The sequence below is a fragment of the Hyphomicrobium sp. DMF-1 genome, from assembly GCF_027886585.1.
GTDB classification, from domain to species: domain Bacteria; phylum Pseudomonadota; class Alphaproteobacteria; order Rhizobiales; family Hyphomicrobiaceae; genus Hyphomicrobium_C; species Hyphomicrobium_C zavarzinii.
Genome location: NZ_CP115706.1, coordinates 1,187,831 through 1,202,876, shown reverse-complemented (window position 1 = coordinate 1,202,876; position 15,046 = coordinate 1,187,831). Strand labels below are relative to the sequence as shown.

The following is a 15,046-nucleotide window of genomic DNA, read 5'->3' as shown; positions in this document are numbered from 1 at the left end:
TTCTCAGCCTATCAGCATGCGCGAAGACGAAAGCGCGCACTTGAGCCGCTTCAGGATCTGCCGCGCGACCACGCTCACATGCGGCGCCTTGAGAACATCGAGATGATCACCCGGAACGTGCTGCACATCGAGGTTGCGGACGACAGCCCTCCAGCGCGCCGTCGTGTCCAGCGTCTTGCTATCATCCGCCCGGAACAGAACCGTCGTTCCGTCGTAGGGCTTCACCTTGTATCGGCGCGCCGCCCGCGCATAGATGGTATCGCGCAAAGCAGCGCGCCGGGCATCCTGAACATCCAGGATGTTCATGACCGGGAACGCATCCCCCGTCGCGCTTGCGAACGCGTCGATCAGCTCCGAAACGCGCGCACGCCCGCGTACGAGCCCTGGCATCAGACCCTCCGTCGGGAACATCTGCACGTGATGCAGCGCGCGGCGCGCAACGGTCCTGATCTTACGCTCCGGCATCACCGTATCGAACATGGCGAGAAATGCGACCTCCTCGCCGGCGCGGCGAAGCTGCTGGGCCATTTCGTAGGCGAGCAAGCCTCCGAACGACAGCCCGGCGAGAGAATAGGGACCGTGCGGCTGCTTCTTGCGCACCTCGACGAGATAGTCGGCCGCAAGCGTCTCGACCGAGATAAAACGCGATCTCTCATCCGCGTCTCCGTTCAGGATGCCGAGCTCGCACGGAACGAAGATCGCGTAAACCGGTGTATGCGGCGCAAGCTGGTCCGCCAGCTCCTGATAGAGATGGATGCCGCAGATGCAGAACAGCGGCGGTCCCTCCCCTTGCTCCTGCAGCGACACGAGCGATGGCTGCTCGAGATGCGGACGCATGCTCATTGCCGCGCCCAATCCGGCGACGGTGGGGTTCTGGAAAAACAGCGGTAGCGTGCACCGCGGCGAGATATCGGCCCGGATGCGGTTCACGACGCGCACCGCCAGCATGGAATGACCGCCGAGATCGAAGAAGTTCTCGTGAACGCCGAAGCGCTCGGTGCCGAGAACCTCACGCCAGATCTCCCAAATGGCCTGCTCGGTGAGGTTTCGCGGCGGCGTCGCGGCTTCGATCGTGAGATCGGGCAGCGGCCCTGCCGCCAGCCGCTTGCGATCGATCTTTCCGCTCCCAAGCAGCGGCAAGGCTTCCATTTCGGTAAAATGCTGCGGTACCATGTAGTCCGGCAGAAGGGCGCGCAGATGATCCCGAAGCGCCTCTCGCCCCGCAGGCTCCGCGCCTGACGCCACATACGCGACGAGCCGTTTGTCTCCGCCGAAATCACGGACGTCGACTGCCGCACGTGAGACCTGCGGATGCCGCGCCAGCGCCGCCTCGATCTCCGCAAGCTCGATCCGGTATCCTCGGATCTTCACTTGCGAATCCGACCGGCCAAGATGCAACAGCATGCCGTCTTTGCGCCACAAGGCGCGATCACCCGTGCGATAGAGCCTCGCCTGGCCGTCGCTGGGGAAGAACGGATCTGCCAAAAATCGCTCCGCCGTCAGCTCCGGCCGTTTGAGGTAGCCCGCGCTGACGCCAAGCCCGCCGATGAACAGCTCACCCTCGACACCGATAGGGCACCGCCGCATGCCGGCATCGAGCACGTAGACCTGCGTATTGGCAATCGGCCGTCCAATGGAGATGCGTTGTTCCGCGGGGTCTGCCACCAGCCCGCCGGTGGACCAGACCGTCGTCTCGGTCGGCCCATACATGTTCCAGACCGCCTCGCAACGCACCCGCAAGGCCATTGCCAAATCCGGCGGAAGCGGCTCGCCCGTTACGATAGCCGTCTTGAGCCACGGTGAGCCGGGCCATCCCGCTGCCAGCAGCAGATACCAGGTCGACGGCGTCGCCTGCACCACGGATACGCCGTGCTCGTCAATCAGGCGCCACAAGGCAGCGCCATCCGCGATCTCGTCGCCGCCAGCCAGCACGATCTGCGCCCCGGCGCCGAGCGGCAACAACGTTTCAGTGATGGAAATGTCGAAGCTCAGCGTGGTCACCGCGAGAATGCGGTCGGATGCGGCAAGCCCCGGCTCCTGCTCCACGCTCGCGAGCAGGTTCACAACCGGGCGGTGAGGGACCACCACGCCTTTCGGGTTCCCTGTCGAGCCCGACGTGTAGAGAATGTAGGCGGCATCATCCGGACCGGCATCACGCGACACGTCCCACGCATCATCGGTCCGCGCCAGATCCGCCCCTTCGGAAATCGCCTTGCCGACGTCGAGACGCGAGGTCTCGGATGCCCAATCCACGAGCGCTCCCTCCGGAGCATGGGTGAGAATGAGTCCGAGGCCTGCATCGCCCGCCATGTAGCGCAGCCGCGCAGCGGGATTGATGGGGTCGAGCGGCACATAAGCGCCGCCGGACTTCAGAATGCCGAGCTGCGCCACCAGCATCTCGACGGACCTGACGGCATAGAGCCCGACGCGGTCGCCTCGGCCGATCCCGCGCGCACGCAACGCGCGTGCAACCGCGTCCGCCGCACGGCCGAGCTCCCCATAGCTCGTCGCGCGCCCTTGGAACACGACCGCGGGTTCGTCGGCATTTCTCTCGAACGCAGGCGCCAGCCACGCAGGAACCGTCTCCGCGCGCAACGCAAGATCGCGCCCCCGCCCGAACGAGGAGATCCATGCGGCCTCCTCGGCATCCATCATCGGGAGAGCCCCTATCGTCACCGTTTCGGAAGCGGCCACAGCCCGAAGAACCCGCTCGTAATGAGAGGCGAGACGTTCCATCGTCTCCCGCTCGAACAGCTCCGCCGCATACTCGAAGCCGATCGAAAAATCGTGCTCGGCATCCACCATCACCGAGAGATCGAACTGCGTGGCCTCGCGGTCGAAATCGAAGCGCGAGACTTCGAGCCCGCCGAAATCGAGCTTACCGACCGGCGTGTTGATCATGTTGAACAGGACGTTGAAGAGAGGCGCGCGGCTGGCGTCTCGCTGATGTTTCAGCGCACGCACCAGAAGCTCGAACGGCATGTCCTGATGCGCAAAAGCGTCGAGCGCGCGCTGGCGAACCTGCCGCAGGAGCGACGCGAAATCCTGCCCGCTGTCGACGTCGGATCTCAGCACAAGCATGTTGACGAATGTACCGATGAGCGCTTCCGAGCGCGCATGGTTGCGATTGGCAATGGGAACACCGAACGAAATATCCGTTCGCCCGGAATGACGGTGCAGCAGCGCGTCGAGCGCCGCCATCATCACCATCGAAAGGCTCGCCCCGTGACGAGCGCCCAGCGCCGTCAATTCCTTCACAAGACCGGGATCGAGCGGCACCCGCACACGGCCGCCGCGATAGAGCGGATGATTGGGACGCGGCGCATCGGAAGCGAGCGCAAACGGCTCAAGATCGGCAAGCTCCTGTTCCCAGTACGCTTCCTCACGCTCACGCCGCGCGCCGGCAAACGTGCTGCGCTGCCACGCGGCGTAATCCGCATATTGCGCGACCAAAGGAGGCAGCAGCCCCACTTCGGCGCCAAGAGCCGCGCGATAGAAGTGCGCAAGCTCGCGCGCCAGCACCGCGAACGACCACTGATCGCCGATGATATGATGCATCACGATGAGCAGAACCGCCTCGCCAGCCCCGAGTCCGACGAGGTAGGTCCGCATCAACGGGCCGCGCTCAAAATCGAACGTCTCGTGTGTCAGGCGCGCAAGCAGGCGCTCCAGCTCCTCGGCGCGCGCCGCGGGATCGGCGGCCGAAAGCGCAACACGGCGAAGCGGAACGTGCATGGCCAGGTGAACGCGCGGCTCGACTCCGGACGCAGTCGTCTCGAACGTCGTCCGTAGAATATCGTGACGCTCGATGACGCGGGCGAATGCCGCCTCCATCGCATCCGCATCGACCGTGCCCCTGAGCCGCAAGGCGAGCGGCATGTGGTAGGCAGGGCTTTCCGGCGCCTGCTGGTGAATGAACCACATGCGTTCCTGCGAGAAGGACAGCGGCGTAGCGTCTGCCAAAACGATCTCGCCGCCTTGCCCTCGATCCACGCACGAAGAAACGGAGCGGCCCGCTTCGTCCCGAAGCTTCCGCGCGAGACCGGCAATGGTCGGCGCCTCGAACACACTCCGGATCGCGAGATCCACGCCGCAGGCAGCTTTCAGGCGCGAGACGAGCTGTGTCGCGGTGAGGGAGTTTCCGCCCTGCAGGAAGAAGTCATCGTCCACATTGCAGCGATCGAGACCCAGCACAGCCATCCACGCGTCGGCGACAACGCGTTCGGTGGCATCCGCAGGATCCCGGCTGGCCTGCACGGCCGGTCCGCCATTGAGCCTCTCACCCTCGAAGCCGCCTGCGAGATAGCGCTGGCGCGCGACAGCACGTTGCGGCTTTCCGCTCGAAGTCTGGGGCAACGCCCCGCGCTTCAACACCACGACATCGTGAACCTCGACGCCGTGCTCCGCGCTCACTTCACGCCTTATACGCTCGGCCAGGTCACGGATTGCGGCCTCGTCAGGCCGCCCCGAACATTCGGCGAGCAGCACCACGGCTTCCCCGACGGATCGTTCGATGCCCAAGGCGATAACGCCACCTTCGCGCACGGCATCATGTGCCGCCTCCGCCGTATGCTCGATGTCCTGCGGATAAAGATTGCGCCCATGCACGACGATCAGGTCTTTGCGGCGCCCGGAAATATAGAGCTGCCCATCGTGCAGAAAGCCGAGATCGCCGGTACGCAGGAAGCGCTCGCCGCTTCCCGCGAGCTCTGCGCCGAACGCCTCGCGGCTCTCGTCCGGCTTCCCCCAGTAGCCTTGCCCGATGGTCAGCCCGCGCACCCAGATTTCGCCAACCCGGTTCGGCGCACGCTCAACGCCAGTTTCCGCGTCGACGATGCGAAGATCGAGCCCATCGAGCACCGCGCCGCACCCGACGAGCGTCTTGGCGTCGGCGGCATGGCCTGGCGCCTCGCAAACCTCGTTGCGCTCGAGGGCGGCGCTGTCCAAGCGTAGAAAACGCGGCGGCGTTTCCTCGCAATTGAGGCTTACGGCGAGAACGGCCTCCGCCATTCCGTAGGCCGGCGCGAAAGCCTCGCTACGAAACCCATGCGGAGCGAAAGCGCGCAGGAAAGCCTGGACGGTATCGGCGCGAACCGGCTCTCCGCCGCTTGTCGCAAGAGACCAGGAGCCGAGATCCGCCGTCCAGTTCGGACGGCGGGCTAGAGCTCTCACGCAAGACAGGTACGCAGTATCCGGCCCACCGCTATGCGAGACGCGATACTTGGCTATTCCCTCGAGCCACGAAAGCGGCCTGCGCATGAACGAGACGGTCGGCATAAGATAGGAGGTCGCGCCCTTGTAGAGCGGCGCGATCACCCCCTGCACAAGCCCGAAATCGTGAAACCAGGGGAGCCAATTGAGGGAGCTGACCGGTTCCGTGCTCGAATCCGCTGTGCGTGTGATCACCGCGCAGTGATGCAGCACGTTGGCGTGCGTGAGTTCTACTCCGCGAGGTTCGCTGGTCGAGCCGGACGTATATTGCAGGTACGCAAGATCGCTTTCCGAAACCGTGACGTCTGGCGGTGCCGTCGCGAGACCTCCATCGAGCGCCTCGTAAGACACCCAATTATCAGGCACTGGCAGCGGCAGCTTCGCGAGCTGGTCTGCGGTGGTGACGACAAGGCTTGCGCCGGCATCGGCCGCGATGCCCTGCAGGCGACGGTATCCGATTTCCGCAAACTGCCGCGGCGCTGGCGCTGGCGCCGGAATGGGCACCGCGCCGGCCACGATGCACGCCCAGAACAGCTCGATGCTTTCGAGACCGTTGTCGAACGCGAGAAGCACACGCTCCCCCGGCTCGCAACGCGCGGCCAGGGCATAGGCGAGAGTGAACACCCGCCGCTGCAGCTCTTCGTAAGTGATCTGGCAGGCTATGCCGAGATTGTCGGCCAGCAGCGCGTAGGCGACCGTCGTCGCGCCGAGGCGGCTGCATTGACGCAGAAAGAGAGTGCGCAAATCTGCTGGAGCCCGGTCCTCCGGCGAGGCGGTGCGCAGCTTGGATGCTTTGGGAGAGAGGGCACGAAGCCGGTCTCTGGGACTGACATGAGTCACGTTATCGCAGCCACGACTGTTTCCACGACCGACATGACGCCTCAGCCACCCAGACGCCCCTGCCAACATTCAGAAAAAACGAAAAAACCCGAACCAAATCCTATCCGTCCGCGCAGCGCCTAACAAACGCCCCAGAGCACTAGCGTTAACGGAGCGAAAAGCATTGTGCCCGCCTCCGCAAGACGGGATCGCACGACGACGGAATCACTTGTATTCAATTAATTTTCCCGCACGCCCCGTGAGCAGGTCTCGCCGAAATTTCATCTGTCCGGCGGCCTCGGGAAATCGGCCCAGAACGTGGAGAAAAGAGGACGCCAGAGGCATCGGCTCACGCCCCGTGCGCTTGAGGTAAAGGCGGAGCACCTGAACGGGATAGACCAGCGCGAGCGCAAGGCCCGCAGGCCCCACAAGCACCACCGTGGCGGCGATCGCTGCCGGAATGCCGGCACCCCAGATCCACGCGCGGCGGGACTCGGCCACCCAATGACGCTCAGGCGGGTCGCCATGCAGGTGAGCGCCTTGGGCAAACGCGTAGCCGGAGCGCACGGAGCGGCGCCACCACTGGGAGAAACGCGTCATCGCCGCGTCATGCAGCGTCATCGGGTGATCGAGGCAGAAAATCTTCCACCCCCGCCGACGCAAGCGAACGCACAGCTCGGGCTCCTCGCCCGCAATGAGATCCGGCCGGTAACCGCCGGCCTCGCGGAACGCGCTTGCGCGCATCAACGCATCTCCGCCGCAGCTTTTCACCTCGCCCGCAGGAACGCTCCATTCGAGATCGCAAAGCCGGTTATAGAGAGAGCGTTCCGGAAACCGCTCCCGCCGCCGGCCGAATACGACGGCCGCCGCATCCGTCTCGGACAGAAAGCGGCGTGCGGTCCCGATCCAGCCGCGCTCCACCTCGCAATCGCCATCCACAAACTGAATGTAGGCCGGGCGCTCCCCAAGGCTCTCCAGATGGGAAAATCCCGCGTTGCGCGCCCGGGCAGCCGTGAAGGGCAAGCTGAGGTCAAGCGGCACCACGTGCACGCCAAGCCCTTCCGCGAACGCGATCGAGCCGTCGCTCGATCCGGAATCCACGTAGACGATCGTGCGAACCTGCCCGAGGAGCGAGCGCAGGCAACGCTGAAGCCGCTCGCCCTCGTTGCGCCCGATGACGATTGCCGCGACGTCCTGGTGAGGCTGCTCCACCGCGCCCGGGCCGCCCTCCGTCATCGCGTCTCCCCGCCGGCAGACGGATTGAGGATCGCGCTCTGACGCGCGAGATCGCTGAGAAACCGTTCGGGATTCGTGGGTGCGCGTCCCCGCACGACGTTGCGGAGCATCGATAGTGCGGTTCCGGCCGCAAGCGCGAGATCCGCCAGCGCCGCATAGACCACGCCATGATGCTTGATGAAGTAGCGCCGCCGCGACTGGAACCAGTAGGGAGCCCGCCGCTTGACACGCCCCGCCGCATCGGTGACGCCCGTGCTCTTGCCCACGAGATGGATCACACGGCTCTCGGGCACATACCAGCAAGACCAGCCGTAATCCAACGCACGACGGCAGAAATCCGTCTCCTCGTAGTAGAGGAAGTAGTCCTCGTCCATCAGCCCCACGTCCTGGAAAACGCGTGTGCGGATCAGCATGCTCGCGCCCGAAAGCCAATCGTAGCGGGAGGGCTCATCGGTGAGAGGAGGCGCGATCACCCACGGCTTCAGCAGCTTGGACACGACGCCGATCTGAAGGCTCGATTCGAACTCGCCCGCGACCGAATGAAAGCGAAACGCCGAGCATTGGCGCTCCCCATCGGGGTGCTCCAGGCGGCTTCCGGCGATCCCCGCATCGGGATGGGTTTCGAGAAAGGAGATGAGCGCGCGGAGCCCGCCCGGCCTCACGACGGTGTCGGTATTCAGAAGCCAGATGTACTTAGGGGGCTGCGGCTTCGCGAGCTGCTCGCGAACCACGCCGTTGTTGCCATAGCTGAAGCCGCCGTTGATCGGCATCGGCAGCAGCCGCGCCCACGCGGACCATCCGTTCTCCGCTATGGCGCGCGCGATCTCTGCGCCCGATCCATCCGGCGAGGCGTTGTCTGCGACCACCACATGAGAGCCGGGATACTGCGCAATCTCGGGCTCGAGCGAGCGAAGAGCGTCCAGCGTGAGATCGCGCGTGCAATAATTCACGAGCGCGACAACGACGGTGACACCCGAAGCTGTCTTATCCGTCTGCTCAGAAAACATAATTTCACCCACTACGATCGGACGCGGTTGCGCCTCAGACGCGCGGCACTCGTACTATCACAGCACCGAAGCTTCGGAAGAAATCCCGCTGACTTTGGTTGAGCGGGGCGAAATCTCGCCTCGCGCGCGGCGTCATCCACAGGCCTCGGCGCGGAGCCCGGCTGCAAGTTCCGTCGTCGCGAACCGGCCCCAAACCGCACGTTCTCGACTGCGACGATCCGATGAAACACCGCCCTTCCGTGTGACAATCCACAGCTCGCGGCGGCAGCGGTTAACCAAGGTAAACAATATCATAATATTTATGTTGCACATGATTGTATCAGGTCATATTTTTCGATTTCTAGACGTGCCGTTTTGGCACGTATTTGCTCCTGACTTAGGTCGTTCACATGGGGCACGTCGTTGGCCTGCAATCTTTGTGCAGACGAACGCCGTAGCGGAAGGGTGGAGTCCGTGACGAGTAAAATTGTTAGCCGCCCGATCGTGCGGCGAGTGCGCATTCCGACGCTTTTGGGCGCGTGTGTCGCAGCAAGCATATTGCCTGGCGCTATTTTTGCCGACAGCTTTGGAGAAGACTCGGCCCATGCCGACAGGCATGCGGCCTCGGCGGTGGATCTCGCATCCGTATCGCCCGCGCATGCGCTCTCGCCAAACGCGTCGAGTATCCGCGAGGTCGAGTACAGCGTACCCGCCGCGCAAACGCAGGCTCAAACCAAGAAGCGGGCGACATTCGACATGTCGCACGTCGAGCGCATCCGGATCCGCGTGTGGGGCAACGCCGACGTAAGCGGCGACTACACCATCGATCCGGACTCTTCGCTCTCCTTCCCGCGCCTGGGCCGTATCGAGATCGGCACCATGACGCCGGCCGAGCTCGAGCAGATGCTGGCCCAGAAGCTCAGCGCCTTGACGCGTACTGACGTGACGGTGGCCATCGAGGTCGCCAAGTTCCGTCCCTACTTCATCATGGGTCAGGTTGCCGAAGCCGGTGCCATCGAATGGCGCCCGGGCCTCAAGGTGATCCAGGCCATTTCTCTCGCACGCGGTGTGATGCGTTCGTCTGTCGAGGGAGGCAGCACGCAGGTTCGTACGGTTGCGAACCGCCAGACGCGGACGCAGTTGACCTTCGCTCTCGCACAGCTCGCGCGCCTAAAGGCCGAGCGTGAGGGTGCTGACGCGGTCGCAACGACCGAGCGCGTCAAGACGCTGATCAAGAGCGTTCCGGAATCGAGCCGCACGGCTCTGACGACGCTCGTCGCTCGCCAGAACACGATGCTGAGCGAGCAGCGCGACATGATGGAAACCCAGCTCATCGGCCTTCGTCGTGAGCGCGAGGCCGCCGAGCGTGAGCTCTCCGCCGCCCAGAGCCAGGAGAAGGCCGTCCTCGGCCAGCTCGAGATCACGCGCGCTCAGCTCGCCGACATCGAGAGCCTCAAGGACAAGCAGCTCGTCTCCAAGAGCCGTTATCTGAGCCAGAAGTCGGACCTGCTTTCGAGCGAGGTGCGTTACGCAGAGGCGCACTCCATGGTCGAGCGTGCACGCGTTCGCCTGAGCAACATCGACCAGCAGCTCGTGATGGTTCCGCAGCAGCGCCGCGCCGCTCTGAGCGAGCGTATCGATGCGCTCGAGCGTGAGGTCGCCCAGCTCGAGCTCGCTTCGGGCGTGCGCCCCGGCACCGCTGACCAGGAGGATGTGCTGAAGCTCAAGTATCACATCGCCCGCGAGACCGCTGAAGGCGTGCAGACGATTCCCGCCTCCGTGTTCACCGAGATCCTGCCGGGTGATGTGCTGATCGTGGCCGAAGGCCAGGACGCCCAGCCTGAGGCCGCCAGCGAGCAGTCGTCTCTCGAAGGCAGCGACAACGCGATCGACGCTGCCGACGCCGCGCAGCGCATGATCGAGGACGCGGCCGTGGACGCCCCGGCGATCCTCCGCCGCACGTCTTCCTCGTCCTCGGACGCAGGCAGCCGCAGCCACTACTGAGATTGCTTCCGGCGGCCGTGCGGCATGACCTGCCGCGCGGCCGCTTTTTCGTGCCCAAACCGATGCATCTTCGTCACGAGCCAGCCACCCCGGCGCGACGCCGCAAGGCCCACGGACGCCATGTTGGCCCGATATTAATCTCCTCATGCGTGAATGGCTTGCCAACCAGCCCCTTCGATGGTGATTAGGCCTGTCCCAGGCCGACCGGGCACTTTCGGAACTTGATGCGAGGAGAGCATCGCGTGCGATTTGTACCGCTTGATGCGCTCTCCCGGCTCAGCTTCTCCGCGCTCCGCGACCGCTTCATCCACGGCCGCATTTTCCAGGCCGCCAGCCTGATGATGGGCGCTCAGGTTCTGAGCCAGGTGATCCGCCTCGGCGGCAACCTGATCATCACCCGATTGCTGGCTCCCGAGATGTTCGGCCTCATGATCCTCGTGATCATGATCCAGGTCACGCTCGGCCTGCTCTCCGACATCGGACTTCGCTCCGCCATCATTCAGAGCAAGCGCGGAGACGATCCCGTGCTCCTCAACACCGCGTTCTCGGTGCAGGTGCTCCGCGGCGTGATCATGTGGATCGCCTGCGTCGCCATCGCGATGCTGTTGTATCTCGCCAACAGCTTCGGTCTCTTCAAGGAAGGAACCGCCTTCACCGCGCCCGAGCTGCCCCTCCTGCTCATTGCCGCGTCATTCGTGTTCGTGATCGGTGGTTTCCAGTCCACGAACCACATGACGGCCGGCCGCAACCTTGCACTCGGCCGTCTCATCATCATCGACGGGGCCGCCCAGATCGGCAGCCTGATCTTGATGATCGCGCTCGGCTACTTCACCCGGTCGATCTGGTCTCTTGTCGCTGCCAGCGTGGTCGCGACACTCATCACGACCGTGATGAGTCACACGTATCTCCCGGGCATCAAGAACCGCTTCATGTGGAACCGGGAGGCACTAACCGAGATATCGAAGTTCGGCCAGTGGGTGTTGGTTTCATCGATCACCTTCGTGTTCGCAACCAACATCGATCGCGCCTTCCTCGGCGCCGTCGTCAGCGCTGCGACCCTCGGCATCTACTCCATCGCGCTCAACCTGCATGGAGCGGTCGACGGGCTGATCTCGCGGCTGTTCGACAATGTCGTTCTCCCGGCTTTGAGCGAGGCCTCTCGTGAGAGCCACGAGAAGCTGCGCCAGCAATTGATGCGCCTGCGCCCACCGATCGACATCTGGTATCTGAGCTCTGCCGGCTTTCTGTTCGCGGTTGCGCCGAGCCTCGTCTCGCTGCTCTACGATCACCGTTACGAGGATGCGGGCGCCCTACTCCAGATCCTGTCGTTCTCTCTCGTGTTCGCGCGATACGGCGTTTTCAGCATGGCTTACCTCGCCGTTGGACGGCCGAAGTACCAGGCGATCCTGAGCTTCGTGAGACTGGTTGCCGTTGCCGTTCTCTTGCCGACCCTCTTCTACATGTACGGCCTTCACGGCGCGATGTACGCCATCGCGCTCCATCCCATCGTCATGATGCCTTTCCACTACGTCTTCGCCCGCGAGCTCGGTCTTGCGGATCTGAAATACGAGCTGATGGTGCTCCCGGCATGGCCCGCGGGCTACATCGCCGGATTGACCGCAATTGCGATCCTCACCCGCGTCCTCGGCTGAGACGCCTCGTCAGGCGATCGCAGCGCGGCGATGCCATCCTAGATCTGAGGGGCAGGGAGCTTCCGCGCCAGAGCGGGTTGCCAAGCGGGTACGCAGACCGGAGAGGGCGGCCGCACGCGAACCACCTCCTCATGTCTCTTTGCCGAAAGGCCGTAGGCGGCACGCCCCAGCGCCGCGAATACGATACCGAGATGAACCGTCAATGCGACATCGCTCGTCGTCGCGACGAGCGTCAGCCAGCCCACGAGGATCGCCAGCAGCACGGCACACGTCGAACGATCTCCGTGGCGCGCCTCGCGCCAGGCCCCGACCAGCAAGCCGTAAACGCTTTGCAGGAAGATGGAGAAGAACAGCACGAACCCGACGAACCCGTAGCTGAGCGCGATCTGCAGGTAGAGGTTCGTGATGTCGATGATGCCCTGCCCCTGGACAAGGTGATCGAACTTCCCGCTCGACATGAACCCGATGTTGCCGAACAGGAAATGGCTGCGGATATAGTCCAGCGACGTGATCAGAAGCTGTTTGCGATAATCGAACGTCCCGTAAGGATCGATCTCCGAATGATCGGTCTCGAACAGCCAGACGCTGCCCGCCATAACGCCGGCCAACAACCCCACGAAGTAGGTGGTCCGCAGCACCGTCGAGCGCATTGCAAACATCGCATAGACGCCATAGCCGAGCGCGAGCCCCACCATCGCCCCGCGCGAGCCGGTGGCAAATAGCCCGATGAACAGAAACGCCCGAAGCAGGTTGAGCCGGATGAACCCGAGCGACATGCGATGCTTCAGATATTCGAGTAGCAGCATGCCCGCCGCCAGATAGAACCCGAGCGAATGCGTGTTCGCCGTAGCCGAGATGCGCAGGAGCCCGCCACGATAATCGGGAATGCCCATCACGGAAGGCGGCTCGAACAGTCTGTAGAAATCCCACTGCTTGAGCGTGGAGATGAACGTCACGGCCGCGAGAATGACCGCGCAGGCGAGGAAGCCCCGCAGACAGGTTTCGAGCGCGTCATCGCTGTCTATGGCGCGCACCAGCGCCATATAGGGCACGATGAGGATCATGAACTGCTCCGCGAAGAAGCGGAACCCGCTCGTCACGTTGAGGGCCTGCGCCACCATGGCCGCCGTATACGCGGCAAACGCGACCACCGCGAAATCGGCGAGAGACCAGCCGAGCTTCGGCCGATCCGGCGATCGCGCGTAGAACAGCAGCGGCAGAAGAATGACGACGACCGCGATGCGGCTGTTCGAGACCACGGCGAGAAAGTTGATGCCTGGAAACGGAAGATCGGCATGAACGAAGTGCGGCACGGAGGGCACCGCGATCAGAAAGAAAGCCACGCGCCGGGCCGCCGAGAGGGGCGCCAGCGCCAGCATCAGCGCGGCCGTGGTCAGGAGGATCGTGAGAGGGTCGACGACGAGGAAGACGACCGGAATGCTGAGGAGCCACAGGAAAAGCCCGCGGCCCGCATCGAGATGCACCGTTCTCAATACGACGATCGCGAGACCGAGCGCAGCAAAGGCATAGATGGCGGCCGAAACGCTTGCGCCCATGCAACCGTGATCCTGAGGCCCATGGCCATGGAGAATCCAAAGCCATTGTTTCCGCTAACCAAATAATACGCGGCGACAAGCGCCGCCATCATGTGCGGAGAATATGGTTGATGCTTCGGATTAACGGGGCATACCGGCGCCAGATAGGGGAAAAGCCCTATCGGTCGGTCGGAATCCAGATCATCGCGATGGTGCCCGCTGTCGCCGCGGCAGCAACAATGCCGATGAGCAGCGGCTTCGAAAAGTCCGACGCCACAGCCGTGAACAAAACGGATCCCCACGCGACCGCAACGGCAGTGAATTTGATCTCGCGCCGGATCGCCCGCCGCTCCTCGAAGCGCCGCGCTTCCGCCATGGCCTCCCTGAGCAACGGCACCCGGTCGAGCCATCCGAGCAATCTCTCGCTCGAGCGTGCGAACGCCCAAAGCGCGACCAGCAGGAAGGGAGTTGTCGGCAGGCCAGGCAGGATCGCACCGGCAATGGCGAGCAGCGTTGCAATGCCGCCGACAGCGATATAGGCCAACCTTTGCACGCGATGCCCAATCTCCCGGTCAGTGACATAGTGAATTGAGTTGCAGATCCGGATCATATCGGTCTTGCGTGCCGTACGCATCGGGCATCGGCTTGATCTGAATCAATAATCACGACCGCCATAATATAGAATAAAATTGTGGTGCTGAGCGAGATCCCTCAAGGCTGCAGACCGAAACCGCCCTACGGCGCCCGTGAAGCCGCCACAAAAGGAGCCGCCATGGCGAGCGACAGTCATGATCTTGAAATGTTGCGTGGCGCCCTGTTTCTGTCAGGGCTGTCCGAGAGCGACTTCAAGAAATTCGCTGCCGAGACACCCATCGTAACACTCTCCGCGGGCGAAATCCTGTTTCACCAGGGCGACGTGGCGACGGCCTTCTATTTCGTCCTGGACGGATGGGCAGCCCTGTTCCGCGAAGGCTCGGACGGCGAGCGGACGGCGATCCATCTCATCGGCCCGGGTGAATCGTTCGCCGAGGCCGTGCTCGCCCGCGAAGCCCACTATCCCGTCAGTGCCGAAGCCGCGACCGATCTCCGGCTCGCGAGAATAGACACGGCGCGCTTCCGCGCCCTCATCCTGCAATCACCCGAGCTGTCGCTGTCGATCATCGCCGCGGTCTTTGGAAAGCTTCGTCGTCTCGTTGCGCGCATTGAGCAGGATCAGGAGTGGTCACCCCAGCGCCGGGTCGCGGCCTTCCTGCATAAGATCTGCGGGGACAATGACGGCATTTGCCGCTTCGAGCTCCCCGTCGAGCAGCGCTACATCGCAGCACGCCTGTCCATGACGCCGGCAACACTGTCGCGCGCGCTAAGTGAGCTTGCCGCGATCGGCGTAGAAGCGAAACGACGAAGAATTGTCGTGAGCGACGTCAGCAGACTCGCCCGCTTCGTCAACCAGGACGAGTTCTGAATATCGCACGTCCGCGTGTCGCACAGGACACACACCCTCCATGCCAAGACACCACTTGACCAAGAGCAAGTAGCTTTCGAACAAACTGGAATACGTTGGTCAAGAAACAACGCATCGGGGTCTGTAAAAAGATGTATTTTA

Annotated in this window: 8 protein-coding genes; 3 read left to right on the top strand and 5 right to left on the bottom strand. The window is 63.5% G+C overall.

The genetic code is table 11. From position 1 onward, the window contains the following. Positions 1-3: 3 nt before the first annotated feature. The 3 genes from PE058_RS05455 to PE058_RS05445 all read right to left on the bottom strand — a co-directional run bounded on the left by PE058_RS05455 (position 4) and on the right by PE058_RS05445 (position 8,273). Complete coding sequence (locus PE058_RS05455; protein ID WP_271030063.1) at positions 4-5,955, bottom strand: non-ribosomal peptide synthetase; 5,952 nt, start codon at positions 5,953-5,955, stop codon at positions 4-6. A 300-nt stretch (positions 5,956-6,255) separates the two neighbouring features. After that, complete coding sequence (locus PE058_RS05450) at positions 6,256-7,266, bottom strand: glycosyltransferase family 2 protein (protein WP_020084345.1); 1,011 nt, start codon at positions 7,264-7,266, stop codon at positions 6,256-6,258. Next, positions 7,263-8,273 carry a glycosyltransferase family 2 protein gene (locus PE058_RS05445; protein WP_271030062.1) on the bottom strand — a complete coding sequence of 337 codons (1,011 nt, stop codon included), beginning with the start codon at positions 8,271-8,273 and terminating at the stop codon, positions 7,263-7,265. Before PE058_RS05445 ends, PE058_RS05450 begins: the two co-directional genes overlap by 4 nt. Positions 8,274-8,810: 537 nt before the next feature. On the opposite strand from PE058_RS05445, the gene PE058_RS05440 reads away from it, so the two are divergent. After that, positions 8,811-10,256 carry a polysaccharide biosynthesis/export family protein gene (locus PE058_RS05440; protein ID WP_271030061.1) on the top strand — a complete coding sequence of 482 codons (1,446 nt, stop codon included), beginning with the start codon at positions 8,811-8,813 and terminating at the stop codon, positions 10,254-10,256. 242 nt (positions 10,257-10,498) lie between these two features. After that, complete coding sequence (locus PE058_RS05435) at positions 10,499-11,908, top strand: oligosaccharide flippase family protein (protein ID WP_271030060.1); 1,410 nt, start codon at positions 10,499-10,501, stop codon at positions 11,906-11,908. A 38-nt stretch (positions 11,909-11,946) separates the two neighbouring features. Here the strand turns inward: PE058_RS05435 and PE058_RS05430 are convergent, their stop codons facing one another. Both PE058_RS05430 and PE058_RS05425 read right to left on the bottom strand, forming a co-directional pair. After that, entirely contained in the window at positions 11,947-13,464 is a 1,518-nt protein-coding gene (locus PE058_RS05430; RefSeq protein WP_020084340.1) for an O-antigen ligase family protein, read from the bottom strand. Between the two features lie 157 nt (positions 13,465-13,621). Beyond that, positions 13,622-13,996, bottom strand: a complete 375-nt coding sequence (locus PE058_RS05425) for a YbaN family protein (protein WP_040497856.1) — start codon at positions 13,994-13,996, stop codon at positions 13,622-13,624. 219 nt (positions 13,997-14,215) lie between these two features. Here PE058_RS05425 and PE058_RS05420 point away from each other — a divergent pair, with 219 nt between their 5' ends. Beyond that, positions 14,216-14,905, top strand: a complete 690-nt coding sequence (locus tag PE058_RS05420; protein WP_020084338.1) for a Crp/Fnr family transcriptional regulator — start codon at positions 14,216-14,218, stop codon at positions 14,903-14,905. Positions 14,906-15,046 lie beyond the last annotated feature (141 nt).

Coding starts and splice junctions, on each gene's coding strand:
- PE058_RS05450 (WP_020084345.1), bottom strand. CDS start 7,266: ATGACGGAGGGCGGCCCGGGCGCGGTGGAGCAGCCTCACCAGGACGTC.
- PE058_RS05445 (WP_271030062.1), bottom strand. CDS start 8,273: ATGTTTTCTGAGCAGACGGATAAGACAGCTTCGGGTGTCACCGTCGTT.
- PE058_RS05430 (WP_020084340.1), bottom strand. CDS start 13,464: ATGGGCGCAAGCGTTTCGGCCGCCATCTATGCCTTTGCTGCGCTCGGT.
- PE058_RS05420 (WP_020084338.1), top strand. CDS start 14,216: ATGGCGAGCGACAGTCATGATCTTGAAATGTTGCGTGGCGCCCTGTTT.